15 protein-coding genes and 1 tRNA gene are annotated in these 16503 nt (G+C 70.8%); 9 read left to right on the forward strand and 7 right to left on the reverse strand.

Features of this window, described 5'->3' with window-relative positions:
* Positions 1-2 precede the first annotated feature (2 nt).
* A tRNA-Pro gene (locus tag GXP76_RS04930) sits at positions 3-76 on the forward strand.
* Between the two features lie 112 nt (positions 77-188).
* Here the strand turns inward: GXP76_RS04930 and GXP76_RS04935 are convergent.
* On the reverse strand, positions 189-419 hold the full coding sequence (locus tag GXP76_RS04935) for a hypothetical protein (protein ID WP_242570174.1): 231 nt from the start codon (positions 417-419) through the stop codon (positions 189-191).
* 232 nt (positions 420-651) lie between these two features.
* Between GXP76_RS04935 and GXP76_RS04940 the strand changes: the two genes are divergently transcribed.
* The 4 genes from GXP76_RS04940 to GXP76_RS04955 all read left to right on the forward strand — a co-directional run bounded on the left by GXP76_RS04940 (position 652) and on the right by GXP76_RS04955 (position 4052).
* A complete protein-coding gene (locus GXP76_RS04940) occupies positions 652-2289 on the forward strand; it encodes an amidohydrolase family protein (protein WP_242570175.1) in 1638 nt (545 codons plus the stop codon).
* Positions 2290-2340: 51 nt separating this feature from the next.
* Positions 2341-3210 carry a hypothetical protein gene (locus GXP76_RS04945; RefSeq protein ID WP_242570176.1) on the forward strand — a complete coding sequence of 290 codons (870 nt, stop codon included), beginning with the start codon at positions 2341-2343 and terminating at the stop codon, positions 3208-3210.
* A 47-nt stretch (positions 3211-3257) separates the two neighbouring features.
* Complete coding sequence (locus GXP76_RS04950) at positions 3258-3476, forward strand: hypothetical protein (protein WP_242570177.1); 219 nt, start codon at positions 3258-3260, stop codon at positions 3474-3476.
* Positions 3477-3707: 231 nt separating this feature from the next.
* A complete protein-coding gene (locus GXP76_RS04955; RefSeq protein WP_242570178.1) occupies positions 3708-4052 on the forward strand; it encodes a LysM domain-containing protein in 345 nt (114 codons plus the stop codon).
* Between the two features lie 58 nt (positions 4053-4110).
* Here the strand turns inward: GXP76_RS04955 and GXP76_RS04960 are convergent, their stop codons facing one another.
* Positions 4111-5202, reverse strand: coding sequence for a hypothetical protein (locus GXP76_RS04960; protein WP_242570179.1), 1092 nt, complete (start codon positions 5200-5202; stop codon positions 4111-4113).
* 237 nt (positions 5203-5439) lie between these two features.
* Here GXP76_RS04960 and GXP76_RS04965 point away from each other — a divergent pair, with 237 nt between their 5' ends.
* The 3 genes from GXP76_RS04965 to GXP76_RS04975 are packed head-to-tail and all read left to right on the forward strand — an operon-like array spanning position 5440 to position 10793.
* A complete protein-coding gene (locus tag GXP76_RS04965) occupies positions 5440-6267 on the forward strand; it encodes a hypothetical protein (RefSeq protein ID WP_242570180.1) in 828 nt (275 codons plus the stop codon).
* Positions 6264-8549: a bifunctional serine/threonine-protein kinase/ABC transporter substrate-binding protein gene (locus tag GXP76_RS04970; RefSeq protein WP_242570181.1), complete on the forward strand. Its 2286-nt coding sequence runs from the start codon at positions 6264-6266 to the stop codon at positions 8547-8549. Before GXP76_RS04965 ends, GXP76_RS04970 begins: the two co-directional genes overlap by 4 nt.
* A 9-nt stretch (positions 8550-8558) precedes the next feature.
* Complete coding sequence (locus GXP76_RS04975) at positions 8559-10793, forward strand: bifunctional serine/threonine-protein kinase/ABC transporter substrate-binding protein (RefSeq protein WP_242570182.1); 2235 nt, start codon at positions 8559-8561, stop codon at positions 10791-10793.
* Between the two features lie 96 nt (positions 10794-10889).
* Here the strand turns inward: GXP76_RS04975 and GXP76_RS04980 are convergent, their stop codons facing one another.
* The 4 genes from GXP76_RS04980 to GXP76_RS04995 all read right to left on the reverse strand — a co-directional run bounded on the left by GXP76_RS04980 (position 10890) and on the right by GXP76_RS04995 (position 14449).
* Entirely contained in the window at positions 10890-11699 is an 810-nt protein-coding gene (locus GXP76_RS04980) for an SAM-dependent methyltransferase (protein ID WP_242570183.1), read from the reverse strand.
* 74 nt (positions 11700-11773) lie between these two features.
* The gene (locus tag GXP76_RS04985; RefSeq protein ID WP_242570184.1) at positions 11774-13426 is read right to left on the reverse strand and encodes a SpoIIE family protein phosphatase; all 1653 of its coding nucleotides are present in this window, start codon (positions 13424-13426) and stop codon (positions 11774-11776) included.
* Between the two features lie 139 nt (positions 13427-13565).
* Positions 13566-13787, reverse strand: a complete 222-nt coding sequence (locus GXP76_RS04990; protein ID WP_242570185.1) for a hypothetical protein — start codon at positions 13785-13787, stop codon at positions 13566-13568.
* Between the two features lie 236 nt (positions 13788-14023).
* Positions 14024-14449: a Rid family hydrolase gene (locus GXP76_RS04995; RefSeq protein ID WP_242570186.1), complete on the reverse strand. Its 426-nt coding sequence runs from the start codon at positions 14447-14449 to the stop codon at positions 14024-14026.
* 128 nt (positions 14450-14577) lie between these two features.
* Between GXP76_RS04995 and GXP76_RS05000 the strand changes: the two genes are divergently transcribed.
* Positions 14578-15087: a MarR family winged helix-turn-helix transcriptional regulator gene (locus tag GXP76_RS05000; RefSeq protein WP_374359848.1), complete on the forward strand. Its 510-nt coding sequence runs from the start codon at positions 14578-14580 to the stop codon at positions 15085-15087.
* A gap of 64 nt (positions 15088-15151) precedes the next feature.
* On the opposite strand, the gene GXP76_RS05005 is transcribed toward GXP76_RS05000, so the two are convergent.
* Positions 15152-16375, reverse strand: a complete 1224-nt coding sequence (locus GXP76_RS05005; protein WP_242570188.1) for a saccharopine dehydrogenase family protein — start codon at positions 16373-16375, stop codon at positions 15152-15154.
* Between the last annotated feature and the right edge of the window lie 128 nt (positions 16376-16503).

Genomic DNA, 16503 nt, shown 5'->3' on the forward strand with positions numbered 1-16503 from the left:
AGCGGGACGTGGCGCAGCTTGGTAGCGCACTTGACTGGGGGTCAAGGGGTCGCAGGTTCAAATCCTGTCGTCCCGACTGGAGACAGTCGCAGATCAGGGCCGGTATCGGAGGAATCCGACACCGGCCCTCGGTCATTTTTGGGGACCAGCCTCCTTGACCGGCGTCAGTGGCGCCCCGGGCGAGTGCTTCAGAAGGGTCTTTCGTCTTCGGGGATCCGGACCACGATCGTGGCGCGTTTCTCTTCGGAGTCGGCTCCCTCGCGCGCGGCCCACGGTTCGTCGGAGCGCATCCAGGACGGCAGCCCGGCCGGCAGGTCGGCCTCCGGGATCACGGCCAGGTCGGAGGCGGTGAGTGCTTCGCCGTACAGGTCCAGGGGGCGTTGGGTGTCCGGAGTGACGTCGGCGCTCGGAGCGGTCAAAGCGCTGTTCCGTTGGTCGTGAGGCGTCGCATGGTGGCTTCGAAATCGGTACCGGACGCCGCCGCGCTGTCAGGGAAGGTGGGATGCAGGATGTGCGCGTACGGGCCTCCTGGTCCATACGAGGGATCGATGATGACTCAAAGTAATTCTGTGTGACTTTATGTCATTTTGGCTGTTAGGTGGCGGCACCGGTCAAAACGCCTCCGCGGAGGTCGGGCGAGAGGATGCCTGAATGCCGCCTGGAACCGACGGCCCGACGACGCACCGCTTCGCACTGCGCGGCCGCATCGTCACCCTTGACGACAACGACACGGTGCTCGACGACGGCGTCGTCTACGTCGGCGACCGGGTCATCGACGCGGTACTCCCCGCCGAGGCACCGGCTCCGCCGGGCTTCGAACAGGTGACTCCGGTCGTCACCGGCGGCACCGTGTATCCCGGGCTTATTGAGCTCCACAACCATCTGCCCTACGACGTCCTGCCGTTGTGGAACGTGCCGAAGAGGTACGGCAACCGCTCGCAGTGGGGTGGGAGCAGGAATCCGGCGTATCGCACCCTGGTCACCGGGCCGATGCGGGTGCTCGGAGAGGACCCGGAACTGATGCCCGCCGTGGTGCGCTACGTCGAGGCCAAGGCGCTGATCAACGGAACCACGACCACACAGGGCATCGCCCTGTTCAGCAATGCCGGGGCGCGCCGTATGTACCGCGGAATCGTCCGCAACGTGGAGGCGACCGGCGATCCCGACCTGCCCGAGGCCGGCTCCCGGATCGCCGATGTGGAGGCGGAGGACGCCGAGAAGTTCCTGGCGCGCCTCAAACAGCCGCACCGGCTGCTTCTCCATCTGGCCGAAGGCACGGACAGGGCGGCCCGGGAGCACTTCCTCGCCCTCAAGATCAAGGCAGGCCGGTGGGCGATCACCGAGAACCTCGTCGGCATTCACTGCGCCGGGCTCGCGGCCGAGGACTTCCGGGTCCTGGCCGACCACGGCGCCTCGATGGTGTGGTCACCGCTGTCGAACCTGCTGCTGTACGGGGGGACCGCCGACATCGCCGCTGCCCGCCGGGCTGGTGTGCTCATGGGGCTGGGTTCGGACTGGTCGGTCTCCGGCAGCAAGGGGCTCCTGGGTGAGCTGAAAGCCGCCCGGCTGGCCGCCGATGTCGGCGAAGTGGACCTCACTGACCGCGATCTGGTGGCCATGGCCACCCGGGACGCGGCCCGGATCCTGCGCTGGGAACGCGCCGTGGGTTCCCTGCGGCCCGGACTGCGCGCGGATCTGTTGATCACCGCCGGCACGGCCGACGACCCCTACACGGCACTCGTCCGGGCCGGGGACGCCGACATCCGGTTGGTCGTCATCGACGGCGTCGCCCGCTACGGACTCCGTGACCTGGTCAAGGCGTTGGCCTCCGGCGAAGAACTGGAAAAGGTGTCGGCGACCGGTGCGGGCGGCCGGGTCGTCAACCTCCACGACGCGGCCGGCGATCCCCTGGTCGCCGGCCTGACGCTGGCCGATGCCACCGATCGGCTGACCACCGCCCTGGCCGACCTGCCCGCGCTCGCCGCCCGCCCCCCGCGGCCGGCCCCGCTGACCGGGGCGCTCGCAGGGGGCGTGCGCTGGCAGCTGGCACTGGATGAACTGGCTCCGACCGGGGCCGAGTTGCGCCCACGGCTGGGCCTGTCGGCCGCCGGGCGAACCCACCCCACGGGGCCGGAACCGGGGCCGGCGACGGCAGCGGTCGGCACTCTCACACCCCTCACGCTCGACGGCCTCACCGCCGGCGCCGACAGCTCCTTCGGAGCAGTCCTGGCCCAGGAAATAAACCTGCCCGCCGACTACGGCGCCCGGCTCGCCCAGCTGCTGACCTGACCTTGTCATTCGGCGCGAACGCACCCACACCGACCGAACAGGAGCCCAGTCATGCTCATCACCCAGCTCGCTCTGGTGTCCGAGACCCACCTGATCACCCCCTCGCAGCTCAACCGGGTGGCCGCCGCCCTACAGAAACAGGCGATGCGGGACTTCTCCCCGATCTGGAAGATCCCGGCCAGCGTCGACGCCTTCGACAATCTCGACGACGTCCCGGTGGGCTACTGGCCGATGATCGTCAAGGACGACATCAACCAGGAGGGGGCGGCCGGCGTTCACCTCGACAACAACGGCCAGCCCTTCTCCCTCATCGAGTACAGCGACAGCTGGTCGCTCACCGCCAGCCACGAGATGCTGGAGATGCTCGGAGATCCAGGCGGCAACCGCCTGGTCGCTGGCAAGTCCCTCAAACCCGACCAGGGGGTGGTGGAGTACCTGGTGGAGGTCGCCGATCCGTCCGAGGCGCCGGAGAACGGCTACACCATCAACGGTCTGCTGATGTCGGACTTCTTCACGCCCAGCTTCTACGACCCGGTCGCGGCACCCGGCGTGCGCTACAGCTTCACCGGCAAGCTGGACGGGCCGCGCAAGATTCTGCCCGGCGGCTACATCAGCTGGCACGACCCGGTCAGTGACCACTGGTGGCAGCAGGTCTGGTTCGGCACCGACGAGCCCGAGTTCGTCGACCTGGGCAGACTGACGGCCCGTGCCGGAAGTCTTCGGTCGGCCATCGACTCCCGCACGGGGACGATCTCACGTATCGCCCGCAGTGGTCCGCGGTCCGATCGTTTCGCGGCCGCCCGCTCGTTGACCGCGGCGGCCAAGCAGTCCACGGCCTCCCGGGCCAGTGGGTGGCGCAGCCGGATCGACCGGCTACAGGTCGATCCGGTCATCGAGGGCACGTGGGAAGACGCGGAGTAGGAGAATGAAGCGACGTCGGCATCGGATCGCCTGAGACGGAGGGCACCGTGGCTGAGAACGAGAAGCGCGGCAAGGACCGTGCCGATGAGCTGCGCGCATTGATCGACGAGCTTGAAACCGGTACGGATCGTCCCGACGCTCCCGCCCCGAAAGGCCCCCGCGGGGAGAGCTTGCGCGAGGCCGTTCACCGTCGGATGCGCGAACTCCGTGCTCGTGGGCACGACTCGAAGGAAGAGCCGCCCCCGGACGGCGACGAGTCGACGTGACCGACGAGTCGACGTGAGCTGACGTCGTGACCGTCGGGACAGGCCTCCTGGTCGCCCTCGACGAGAACGGGGTGGATTCGAAAGGGGCGCCCACCAGCCACCCGTACCGTGCCGCCCCGCTCGACGCACGCCGAAGACGCCGGGCGTCACTCACCTGGCCGACGTCGGGCGGCTGAGCCCCGGCCTCCGCCCGACAAGAAGTCTGCTCCACAACGGTCTATCGTTTTAAACATGACGACACAAACGACACATCTCACGCATTACACGGTCCAGCGCGGTGACACGCTCAGCGCTATCGCCGAGATGTTCGGGACAACGGTCGAGAAGCTCGTCAAGTGGAACCGGATCGAGGACGAGGATCTGATTCACCCTGGTCAGCGGCTGATCGTTGCCGAGGACGACTCACCGCAGGACACCATCTACACGGTGAAAGCGGGTGACACGCTCGGCGCTATCGCCGAGATGTTCGGGACGACGGTCGAGAGGCTCGTCAAGTGGAACCGGATCAAGGATCCGGACCTGATTCATCCGGATCAGCGGCTCGTAGTCGCCAAATCGGATACGACAGCGGCATGACCGAGTAATGAGTCCATTCGAGCCTCGCGGCCACCGCGAGGCTCGACGAGTCAAGTTCTCACCCCGCCGAGGTTTGCGTAGCGCGTTTGCGCTTGTCGGCCTGCTTGCTCGGGCCTCCGACGGAGTTGAGTACGGACTGGCCCTGATTGTCGACGAACACGGTGAAGAGCTGCTGGGCATAGCCGAAAATCGCGGCCCAAGCGATGATCTGCGCCGATGAATCGAGCGCCTGGAGACCAGGGACGAACTCTCCACGCATGAGAAGCAGTCCGAGTACGGCCGTGAGCGCACCGGTCGGAAGTTTCAGCAACGCCAGCGCGACGGGAACGTTGTAGGGCGTGGATGTGCCCCTGATACGTCGCAGTGAGGTGGCTGCGGCGACAGTTGCGGCCACGAGCCCTACGAATTCGACGACGAGGTAGTCCCACCGGGATGCCACCGTGGCGTACAGGTCATCGACATCGCCCGGCGCCTCCGGACCCCCTCCGCCGTCGGCGCTCGCGGTGGGACAGACCACTCCCATGCGTTCGGGGTTGAAACAGAGGGGAACTGTCTTCGGTGACAGACCGCCGAGCAGGGCGACCGCAATGGCGACGACCGCCAGAACCGCCGCCATGCCGTAGACGATGCGAGCGAAACTGCGGACCCTGAGGGCCTCTTTCAGATGTCCCTGCCGGGCGACGGTCATCGCGTCGACGAGCACTTCCCGTTGGGCGTCGTCGAGGGTTCCCCCCGCTCGGACCGAGAGGGCGATCTCTTCGAGCTGCACCCTCCGTTCGTCGGTGACAGGAAGATGCTCCCGGACGTAGGCGACCAGGCCGGAGAGCATCGCCTTGACGTCGTCCAGCGGTGACAGGCGCAGCATGAGGTTGTGCGCGGCGTCGTAATGGGTTTGCGCGACCGCCAGGTGGGCCGCCGGGTGTTGCCGAAGGTGATCGTGGCGGAGCTGTTCCCTCGCTTCCTTCAGCTCTTTGAAGGCCTGCGCCGCCAGGGGCTGTGCTTCCGCCGGAACCTGTCCCTGGCCTGCCCTGGTCTCAAGGAGCGCTTCCAGCTCACTCACGCGCGAGCGGAGACTTTCCTTCAGCTCCCAGCTCCCCCTTTCGTATCTGCTCATCCTCCTACGCTCCCAGAAACTCGACTTGTCTCCCATATGCCGACTATGGGCGCTCCCGCCCGGCTCATGCCGCATTTCCCGGCCTGGGACCGGCCCGCGTCGGTGGCGCTCGGGTCACACCGCATGCAACCGGGAACATCCGGAGTCTTGTCCCCATCACCAGGAGAGCCGACCGAGCCGCGTCTGCCGAGAACTGGGCCCGGTTCTTGTGCGTCCCACTGGTTACGATCAGGATGGGGGACCGAAGTGCGTTGTGCGGCAGGGGAGTTCAGGGTGTACGGCAGATCCGGCCGGATACGTCACGGGGCCGCCGGTCTCGCCGTCGGAGTGCTGCTCGCGGGGTGCTCCGGAGGCGGTGACGCCCCGGACACGGACCGGGCGAAGCCCGCGGCGACGGCCTCCGGCGCCAAAGAGGCGAAAGGCGACGGCGCGGCACCGGGGCCCGCGGCCACCACCGGGCTGGACTTCTCTCCCGACGAGAGCCGCGAACCGCGGACCCGGGCCCAGGCCCTGCGGCTGGCCCGCGCCGTCGCGGCCGAGCCCCGGCGGTACGGGGCCGGGTACGTCGAGCGGAACCCGTACGAGAGCGACCCCGGCTCGCTCGCCGTGCTCGACGAGGACTGCGTCTGGCAGCGCGAACCGCTCCCGCCCTCCGTACTGACCAGCTTCACCCGCTACAGCGAACTGCCCGCGAAGGGCGGCAAGGGCCCGATCCGGATCGCCGCCACCGTCGTCGTGCACCGGGAGGTCTCCGACGCGGAGTGGGAGATGGCGCGCACCCTCGAAGAGGCGCTGCGCTGCCCCGAGCAGCAGCTCAGCCAGGACGAGCGGCTCACCGGGCTGCTGTCGGCGGGACTGCCGTTCGGTGTCGGACAGTTCTCCTCCGAGGACTCGATCTCCGAGAGCGGCGAGTACCACAGCGACGCACTCGGCGGCCCCCACCACTACATCTGGGGACAGAGCCGACTGGGCAAGGTCACGGTCTCGGCGGTCGGCAAGGGCTCCGAGGGCCACGCCCCGGAAGAGATCGATACGGCCGTCACGGAGGCGACGGGCGTCATGCTCGCCATAACCGAGGACGAGCTGGAGGGCCCGCGGTGAGCGAGCCGCTGCTGCCCACCGACCCCGCGTCGATCGGCGGCCACCGGCTGCTGGCCCGCCTCGGCGCCGGCGGTATGGGCGTGGTCTACCTCGGCCGTACGGAGTCGGGGGCGCTGGCCGCGGTCAAGGTCATCCAGGCCGAGTACGCGGACGATCCCGGCTTCCGTGCCCGCTTCCGCCGCGAGGTCGACCTGGCCCGCCGGGTGTCCAGCCCCTGGGCGGTCCCCGTCACCGGCGCGGAACCGGAAGCGGCGGAGCCGTGGCTGGCCACCGTCTTCGTCCCCGGTCCCTCGCTCGGCGAGGCGGTCGCCCGCCACGGTCCGCTGCCGGTGCGCAGTGTGCGCGCGCTGGCCAGGATGCTCGCCGGGGCACTGGGCGCGGTGCACGCGGCGGGACTGGTGCACCGGGACGTCAAGCCGGGCAACGTCCTGCTGGCCGTGGACGGCCCCCGGCTGATCGACTTCGGCATCGCCCGCGCGACCGACGAGACCGCGCTCACCTCGACCGACATGGTCGTCGGCACGCCCGGTTACCTCTCGCCCGAACAGGCCGAGGCGCGCGGCGCCGGGGTGGGACCGGCGAGCGACGTGTTCTCGCTGGGGTGTCTGCTGGCGTACGCGCTGACGGGGCGGCCCCCGTTCGGCGGCGGGACGGCGGACGCGCTGCTCTACCGCACGGTGCACGACGAGCCGGACATCGGCGCGGACGGCGCGGACGGCGCGTGGGGCGAACGGGACCCGGAGCTGCGCCGGCTCCTGCTCTCCTGCCTGGCGAAGGACCCGGCCGCCCGGCCCACGGCCGGGCGCATCGCCGCGGAACTGGCCGGGGACGCCACGCCCGAGGACGCCGAGGGCGGTGGCGGCGGCGCCGACTGGCTGCCGGAGGACGTCGTACGGGGCATCGCCGGCCGCGCGGCCGAGATGCTGGCACTGCCCGACATCGAACCGACGGCGGCGGGCGGGCCCGCCCCGGAATCCGGGGAACCGGTGACCGTGGTGACCGGTGCGGACGACAGCGGCCAACGCCCCTCCCGCAGAAGGCTGTTCGCCCTCACCGGCGGCGCGCTGCTCGCCGTCGCGGCCGGTGGCGGGGCCTGGGCCGCCCTGCGGGACGACGACTCCCGCAACGGCGAGGACACGGGCCCGCGCTGGGCCATCGGCGTCCAGGCGGACCTGTCCGGTAAGAGCAGGGCGGCCGGGCAGGCGCAGGAGCGGGGCGCCCGGCTGGCGATCGAGCGGTACAACGCCCGTGAGCCCGGCAAGGACAGACCCTTCGCACTCGCGCTGCGCACCGCCGACGACGGCGGCACCGCGCGACGCGCCCCGGACGCCGCCGAGAAGCTGATCGGCGACCCCGACGTCCTCGCCGTGATCGGCCCGACGAGCGACGCGGCGGCTGAGGCGGTCATGGGCGCGTACGACGAGGCGCTGCTGCCCGTGCTGACCGTCTCGGCCGGCGGCATGATGATGACCCGGGGGCAGCCCCGGTCCCTCGTCCACTGCCGCCCCGGCGACGCCGCGCTGTCCGTCCCCATCGCCGTCCATCTCGCCCAACTGGCCGCGAAGGACAAGGAGATGGGGCGGACGGGACTGCTCCAGGACCGTACGGCGCAGACGTACGCCTGGGAGTCCGCCACCATCACCTCGCTGCTGCTGCGCGATTCCGGCATGCCGGCCTACCCCCGTGTGATCCCGGCCGGTGTCGAGGACATGAAGCCCGTCGTCACCGACATCCTGAAGGCCGGTACGGGCTCCTTCGTCTACGCCGGTTACGCGCCGGGGGCGGCGAAGGTGGCGCGCGAGCTGGCGGCGGCCGGTTTCGACGGGCCCCGGCTGGCGTCCCAGGCCGTGCTCGACCCGGAGTTCCTCCGGCTGGCGGGGGACGCGGCCGAGGGCTGGCTGCTGACCGCCTCGTTCGTGTCCGCCGCCGACACCCCGGAGGCGGCGGACTTCACCGCCGCGTACCGCGAGCGTTTCGGGACCGCGCCGCCGTACTACGCGGCGGAGGCGTACGACGCGGTGAACCTGGTCGTCCAGGAGCTGGTGAAGGGAGCGAAGCCGGCGGCTGCGGCGAAGGAGAACGAGTCGCCCTCTCCGTCGGGTCAACAGCCGCCGAAGAGGGCCGAGTTGGTGGGTCTGCTGCGCAAGAGCACCTACCGGGGGACGACGAAGCGGTTCGCGTTCGACGCGGAGCGGGGGAGCTTCGCCGGGGACGGCGTGTTCCTGTACGAGGTCAGGGACGGCGGCTTCCGCTTCCTGGGACCCGCGCCCACCGGCGCGTAACCGGTGGCCTTGACACCGCCGAGCGGGGCGGTCCACCCCCTCAAGGCGGCCGATCCGCCCGCCGTCGGCGGCTACCGGCTCCTCGGGCGGCTCGGCGCGGGCGGGATGGGCGTGGTGTATCTGGCCCGTTCGCCGGGCGGTGCGCTGATCGCGCTGAAGGTGATCCGTGCCGAGCACGCGGCCGACCACGGCTTCCGTGTCCGCTTCCGCCGCGAGGCCGAGGCGGCGGGGCGGCTCACCGGGCGCTGGGTGGTGCCGGTCGTGGCAGCCGCGGCGCGGGAGCGCGAGCCGTGGCTGGCGACCGCGTACGTCCCCGGCCCCTCACTGGCGGAGGCCGTCGCGCTGTACGGTCCGCTGCCGCCGGAGGCCGTACGCACGCTCGGCTCCCGGCTGGCCGAGGCACTCGCCGAGGTGCACGCGGCGGGGCTGGTGCACCGCGACGTCAAACCGGGGAACGTCCTGCTCGCCCTGGACGGCCCCCGGCTCATCGACTTCGGCATCGCGCGCTCCACCGGCGCCACCGCGCTGACCGAGAGCGATGTGGTGATCGGCTCGCCCGGCTATCTCTCGCCCGAGCAGGCGCGGGCGCGCGCCGGTGAACTCGGGCCGCCCAGCGACGTGTTCTCGCTCGGTTGCGTGCTGGCGTACGCGGCGACGGGGCGGCGGCCGTTCGGCACGGGCTCGGCGGCGGCCGTCCTGTTCCGTACGGTTCACGAGGAGCCCGACCTCGACGGCGTACCGGACGGACTGCTCGACCCGCTGACGGCCTGCCTGGCCAAGGACCCGGCGGACCGACCGGGTCCGGAGGAAGTACGGGCGGCGCTGGCGGCCACCGGCGGGGCGTCGGGGAGCTGGCTGCCGGGCACGCTGACGCGGCTGGTGGCGGAGCGGTCGGCGGCGGTACTTGCGCTGCCGGACCCGGACCCGGCCCCGGACCCCGCTTCCGGGAGTACGGCCGGCTCCGGCCCGGACGCGGTCACGGTCACGGCGGCGCCCGCGGCGGCGACACCCGCACCCGCCTCCCGGCCGTCGCGGCGGCGGGTGCTGACGCTCGCCTCGGCCGCCGGGGTCGTCGCGGTCGGCGGGGGACTGGCGGCATGGGCGGCCTCCCGGCCGACGGGCGGGAGCGGCTCGGGCACGGGCGGGCCCTCCCTGCCGCGCTACGTCCTCGGTCTGCACGCCGACCTCTCAGGCCCCGGCGAAGCGGCGGGCCGCGCCCAGGAACGCGGCGCCCGGCTGGCCGTCGCCGACCACAACGCCCGCGACGACCGGCCCTTCGACCTGGCGCTGCGTGTGCGGGACGACGCGGGCGACGCGCGGCGGGCCGAGACCGTGGCGGCGGCGTTCGTCGCGGACCCCGACGTGTACGCGGTGATCGGACCGACAGGGGTCGCGGGGATCGAACCCGTCGCGGCCCGGCACGAGAAGGCGCTGCTCCCCCTGGTGACCGTCTCCTGCGACAGCGACGCGATCTCGACGGCCGACACGGAGTCGTTCTTCCAACTCCGGCCGGACGGCGACAGCATGAGCATCGGCTTCACCGCCCACCTCCTGCGGGCGCGGGACAAGCGCGGAACGGTCCTCGTCGACGACCGTGCGGCCGGCCGCACGAGCGACCGGCTCGTGGTGGACCTGACGGACCAACTGCCCGACGACGACGGCGCGACGACGACCCTCACCGTGCCCGCGGGCAGCGACGACTTCGGTCCGGTCGCCAGGGCAGCCGCGTCGGCGGACGCCGTGGTGTACTGCGGCACGTCCCCGAGCCGCGCGGCCAGCTGCGCCCGCGCGCTGGCGGAGTCGGGCTTCCGAGGCACCCGTATGGCGCGCGAACCGGTGCTCCGGCCCCCGTTCCTGGCCGCGGCGGGAGCGGCTGCCGACGGCTGGGTGATCGTGACGACGTACACCGACCCGGCGCGACTCCCCGCGGCGAAGGCTTTCGTGACGTCGTACGAGAAGCGCCACGGCCCGCGCACCGGCGAGCCGTTCAGGATCGAGCCGTACGCGCTGGAGGCGTACGACGCGGTGAACTTCATCGCACGGGGGATGCGGGAGCTGGGCGGCACCGGCGTCGAACGGGGCGCGATGGTCAGCCGGCTGAGGGCACTCACCTACCAAGGTCTCGCCAAGCGGATCGAGTTCTACGACTCGACGGGTGCCTTCGTCTTCACGAACGGCATCTTCCTGCACGAGGTGGAGAAGGGCGCGCCGCGGTTCCTGGGCCACTACGACGAGGCGACGTAGCGCGGACTGTTCTCGAACCGGGCCCGGCGAGAACAGCGACGGCGGGACCAGCGGCGAGAACAGCGCCGCGAGAACAACCGGGGCCGGGCCGCCGCTTCAGGGCTTCCTGGCGACCGCCCCGTACATGGCGATGTCGCGGCCTTCGATGCCCTCCTGCTCGGGGCCGGGGCGCCAGGTGTGGACCTGGGTGACTCCCGGCTCCTGCAACTCCAGCCCGTCGAAGAACGACGTGGTGGTGGCGAGATCGCGCAGCTCCATACGCATGTTCTGGCGCCGGTACTCCTCTGCCACCCGGTTGACTTCCTCCGGTGCGAAGTCCGCGGTGCCGATGGTCATCGCCAGATAGCTGCCGGACGGCAGCGGGTCCAGCAGCCGCTTGACCAGACGCCGGTCGTCCGGGGGCAGGATGAAGTGCATGATGCCGATCACCATCAGACCGACGGGCCGGTTCAGATCGATGAGTTCGCGGAAATCGGGACTGTCCAGAATGGCGCCGGGGTCGTGCATGTCGGCGTCCACGTAGGCGGTGGCGCCTTCGGGTGAACTCTGCAGCAGCGCACGGGCGTGGGCGAGGACGATGGGGTCGTTGTCGACGTAGACCACATGTGATTCCGGGGCCACTTCCTGCACGATCTCGTGCAGATTGGGCGAGGTCGGCAGACCGGTGCCGATGTCGAGGAACTGGCGGACACCTCGTTCCTCGGCGAGAAAGCGGGCGGCGCGGTGCATGAACCGGCGGTTCTCCCGCATATGGACGGGCAGGGCGGGCCAGTGCCGGCACATGGCGTCGCCCGCTTCCACATCCACGGGGAAGTGGTCCTTGCCGCCCAGAATGTAGTCGTACACCCGGGCCGAGTGGGCCCGTGTGGTGGCGAGTCCGCTCCGACGGTCGTTCGGCGTGTTCATGCGGCGCCTCTCTGCTGCAAGGACGGCTTGGTCGACGGTATATAGGCGCTGTTGCGGGCGCAAACGAAAGGGGGTCACGGGTCCGGCCGGACCTGGAGGGCGATGACGGCGATGTCGTCCCGGCGGTCCTGGACAGGTGGCAGAAGCCCACGGATCAGGGCCGGCAGGGGTACGCCCTCCCGGGCCAGCGCGTCGGTGTGTTCGCGCAGGCGCCGGAGATTGCTGCCGATGTCCGTGTGCGGCGTCTCCACGAGCCCGTCGGTGTAGAACACCAGGGTGTCGCCCTTCCGCAGGACCGCCTGGAAGTCGGTACGGGGGAAGGTGTCGCCGACACACAGCGGTGGGTCCGGGGCGGTGAGGCCGTGCAGATACCGCGAGGGCGCGCCGGCCGGGATCAGCAGGGGCGGCGGGTGACCGGCATTGGACAGGGTGACATGCCAGATGTCGTGCTCCTGCCGACGCAGGACGGCGTGCACCGCCGTCACCATCGACGGATCGTCGAGGGCCTGCACGACGCGGTCGAGCCGGGTCAGGGTGGACGCCGGGCTGGCGGCCGGACCGCTGTCGTAGGCGAGTCCTCTCAGCATGCTGTTGACACGGCCCATCGCGGTGGCCGCGTCAACGTCATGACCCGCGATGTCGCCGATGGACAGGGCGAGAGAGCCGGCCGAGAGCCTGATGGCGTCGTACCAGTCCCCGCCGACCTCCGCGGCCGAGTCGGCCGGATGGTAGAGCGCCGTGATGGTGAGACCTTCGACGGACGGCGGAGCGGCCAGGAAGGACTGCTGCAGCGCGAGGGCCGTGTCGCGGATGCTCTGCAGTTCCATCGTCCGGCGCAGGGGACCGCTCATCTGCTGGAAGACATCTTGCAGCAAGGCCAGGTCGGCCTCGTCCGGAGGCGGGTTGCCCCGGCAGGTCGCCATGGCCGCCAGCGCGACGGTCCGGCCGTCGACCACGACGGGCAGCAGCGCCACGCTCGTCGCACGGGCTTCCCGCAGCCAGCGGACGGAGGCGTTCGAGATCCCGTCCGCGGGCGGCCCGCCGGGCGGGAAGATCAGCAGACGCGTCTTCTTGCTCTCGATGGCCTGCCGCGCGACCGGCCCCAGCACGAAGTCGGCGTCCAGGGGAGGCAGGGAGGGCAGCCCGGGGGCGAGCCCCACACGTTCCGGCGACCCCGTGGCCGGTCCGCCCTCGGAAGGCCGCACTCCGATCTCGACGCCGTCCCCGACACGGAAGATGGCGACGGCGTCGGCGAGTTCGGGCACGACGGCCGCCGCCGTCGTCAGGAAGGCCTCGGACAGGTTGTGAGCGGCGGGCACCGCCGCCATACGGGCCAGCAGCTTCTCCCGCATACGGGTGCGCCAGCGGTCCTCGGCGTCCGTGGCGGTTCCGACCCACTCCACCTCTCCGTCCTGGTGGAGAACGGGCGCGGCGATGATCTTGATGTGACGGAAACGGTCGGGGACGCCGTCAAGCCGTACTCGTACGATGGTGTTGAGGGGGGACTGCTGCTGATGGGCCCTGCGCCACGCCCGCCGGAACCAGTCCCGGTCCTTCGGATGCACCGCGTCCATCCACGACGTCTCACCGTCGGGTTGCCACAGCTTCTCCGCGATACCGCTGTCCGACAACAGGGTGACGACCCCCTCGGACGACAGCACCCAGACAGACTGCGGCACGGCGCCCACGAGTGCTTGGTACCGCTTGAGGAGACGTTCCTCGTTCACCGCCTCCTCCTCCGCCGGGCGCCAGGGGATTACCGCCACTCATGCACCGATCATCCCTCGCATCCGGAATGTCAGCACACCCTGGCGTCTCCCGCACGGCCACTGACCTTGCCGTTCGGCCTCGGGGCAGGGCCCGCGCTCAGTCGCCGATCAGCCCGTTCAGGGTGGGCACGCTCGCGCCGAGGCCGACGAGTCCTCCGAGGACGGCGCCGGCCGTGTTGCCGGTGCTGAAGTAGGTCAGGACCCCGGCGATCGCCCCGACGAATGCCGCCGTCTGGAGGACGATGGCCGTACGGACGGGCAGAAACGGCTTCGGGTCCCCAGGTCCCGGAACGGGAGGCGGGGTCGGGGCGGTGGTCACGGGAACCCCCTTGCGCAGAGCGGTTGTCGACCTCGTTCCCCTGTCACGCGAGACAGTCACGCAGCGCCTCGGACACGGCCCGGAACTGGCGGGAGCGATGGCTTTCGACATCTCTATCGTAGCTGGCGGACCTCGGTTTCCCCGTGATCGACGCCGTGAGTCGGCGACTTCGGGAAGGCGGACGCGAGTGCGTCCTCGCGGCACCGGGGAGCCTGGCGTCGGCGTCGGGTCATGGTTCAGTTCCCGGAGCCGACGACGGCGGTGACGCGGATCTCCACGCGCATGGCGGCGAGGCCGAGGACCGTCACGCCGGTCTCGGTCCAGATCGGCGCGCGGCCGTCGAGGCGGCGGCGGAACTGCTCGGCCATGACCGCGTTGTGGTCGTCGCCGATGACGTCGTCGCCGGGTGCGACCTTGTGGTACGAGTTGACGTGGATGACGTCCTTCCATGTCGCGCCGACCGTGGCGAGCGTGCGCTCCACGTTGTCGAAGGCCTGGACGATCTCGTCCTCCAGCGAGTCGGGGATGACCAGGTCGTCATCCACCCCGGCCTGGCCGGAGATCTCGACCCGGTCGTCGACGCGGACGGCTCCGCTGTAACCGAGGGCCTGGTGCAGCTTCTCGCCGTAGCCCGGAACGATGCCGAAGGTGACGGTGCTCATGATGCTTCCTCTTCCTGTCCGCAGGGGCGCGTTTCCTCTGGGATGAGTTCACGCGTAAAGTGAGAGTAGCAAGCGATGACTTCAAGCGCAAAGTGATTGCGGACTTTGCCGGACGGGCGGGAAGATCCATGAGCAGTACGGGAGGGTCCATGAGCGGCACGGGCGGACACGAGGGCGACGAGGAGCCGCGATGGCTCGACGAGCAGGAGAAGGCGGCGTGGACGGGGCTGATCTCCCTCGTCCTGCTGCTGCCCGCCAAGCTGGAGTCGCCGCTGCGGCAGGAACACGGCCTCACCCTGTTCGAGTACCTCGTGCTCAGCCACCTCTCCGAGGCCCCGCGGCGCAAGCTGCGGATGGGGGAGCTCGCCTTCCTCGCCAGCGGGTCGCTCTCCCGGCTGTCCAACGTCGTCAAACGCTGTGAACAGCGCGGCTGGGTCGTACGGACGCCCGACCCGGCCGACGGCCGTTACACCCTCGCCGAACTCACCGACGCCGGCTTCGGCATCGTGGAACTGGCGGCGCCCACCCATCTGCGCGCCGTGCGCCGCATCGTCCTCGACTCGCTCAACACGGCCGACCAGAAGGCCCTCGCCCGCGTCGCGGAGAAGCTCCGTATCGTCCCCGACGACTTCGGCTGACGGGCCCCGCGTACGGCGCCCTGCCGGTCCCGGGCCGGCCGGCCCGGGACCGCCGCGAGCGGCGTCAGTTCTCCTCGCGCAGGCCCCAGGGGGAGCCGTACGCGGTGAGGAGTTCGAGGAACGGGCGCGGCGGCAGGGCCTCCGGACCGAGGACCCCGGCGCCGGTCCACGTGCCGTCGGCGATCAGTTCGAGGGCGACGACCGGATTGATGGCGGTCTGCCAGACCACGGCCTGGGAGCCGTACTCGCGCATCGACCACTGGTTGTCGACCACGTGGTAGAGGTACACCTCACGCACGGCACCGTCCTTGACGCCCTTGACCCAGGTGCCCGCGCAGGTCTTGCCGGTCATGCGGTCGCCGAGCGTGGCCGGGTCGGGCAGACAGGCGGCGACCACGTCACGGGGCGAGACCTGGACCGGTCCGTTCCGCCCGGGGACCGTAACCTCGGCGGTGGAGTCCAGTCCCAGCTCGTGGAGGACCTTGAGCTTGGCGATGAAGTCGTCGCCGAGGCCGTACTTGAACGTCACCCGCCGCGCGTCGACCCAGCGGGGGATCAGCAGGACCTCCTCGTGCTCCACGTTGACGCACTCCACCGGGCCGATTCCCTCGGGGAAGTCGAAGACCTCCGGCTCGCTGAACGGCGCGGTGGTGAACCAGCCGCGCTCCTTCTCGTAGACCACCGGAGGATTGAGGCACTCCTCGATGGTGGTCCAGATGCTGAAGGACGGGGCGAAGTCGTAGCCCTCGACGGTCAGGTCGGCGCCGTCCCGGACGCCGATCTCCTCGATCTCGTCGAAGAGTTCGTCGGCCGCGTACCGGGCGAAGACGTCCGACAGGCCCGGCTCCACGCCCATGCCGACCAGGGCCAGGCGGCCCGACCGTTCCCACTCGCCGGCCAGCTCGAACTGCCCGTCGCCGAGCTTCACACCGCAGCGCTCGTAGGGGTCGGTGCCGTGCGGCGACGACAGGGACATCGCCATGTCCAGATAGTGCGTGCCCGCCGCCAGGGCGGCCCGGAACAGCGGCATGACGAACCGCGGGTCGGTGGCGTTGAGCAGGACGTCGCAGCTCTCCTCGACGAGCGCCCGGCGCACCGCCTCCTCGTCAGAGGCGTCCAGGCGCCGTGCGCTGAAGCGGTCCCCGTTCTCCCCCAGCGCGGCGACGGCCGTCTCGGCGCGGGAGAGGTCGTAGTCGGCCACGGTCATATGGGTCAGGAAGTCCCGGCGGGCCGCGATCCGGGTGACGGCGGTCCCGACGCCGCCCGCGCCCACGAGCAGTACACGCATGTCGCACACCTTTCGTTCCCGCAGGCGGGCGCCTGCCGGGGTGCCCCGATGGAACGGGACGGCGCCCGCTATCGTCAACTGTGTTGGCATAAGACCGCCCGACGGGGGACGGTGGACCGGCCGACAGG

The organism is Streptomyces sp. NP-1717 (genome assembly GCF_022695985.1).
In the GTDB taxonomy this organism is placed as follows: Bacteria; Actinomycetota; Actinomycetes; order Streptomycetales; family Streptomycetaceae; genus Streptomyces.

Bases quoted from the DNA above. Each gene is read 5' to 3' on its own strand.
- GXP76_RS05000 (WP_374359848.1), top strand. From the start codon at position 14,578: ATGAGCAGTACGGGAGGGTCCATGAGCGGCACGGGCGGACACGAGGGC.
- GXP76_RS04960 (WP_242570179.1), bottom strand. From the start codon at position 5,202: ATGGGAGACAAGTCGAGTTTCTGGGAGCGTAGGAGGATGAGCAGATAC.
- GXP76_RS04940 (WP_242570175.1), top strand. From the start codon at position 652: ATGCCGCCTGGAACCGACGGCCCGACGACGCACCGCTTCGCACTGCGC.
- GXP76_RS04945 (WP_242570176.1), top strand. From the start codon at position 2,341: ATGCTCATCACCCAGCTCGCTCTGGTGTCCGAGACCCACCTGATCACC.
- GXP76_RS05005 (WP_242570188.1), bottom strand. From the start codon at position 16,375: ATGCGTGTACTGCTCGTGGGCGCGGGCGGCGTCGGGACCGCCGTCACC.
- GXP76_RS04980 (WP_242570183.1), bottom strand. From the start codon at position 11,699: ATGAACACGCCGAACGACCGTCGGAGCGGACTCGCCACCACACGGGCC.
- GXP76_RS04955 (WP_242570178.1), top strand. From the start codon at position 3,708: ATGACGACACAAACGACACATCTCACGCATTACACGGTCCAGCGCGGT.
- GXP76_RS04995 (WP_242570186.1), bottom strand. From the start codon at position 14,449: ATGAGCACCGTCACCTTCGGCATCGTTCCGGGCTACGGCGAGAAGCTG.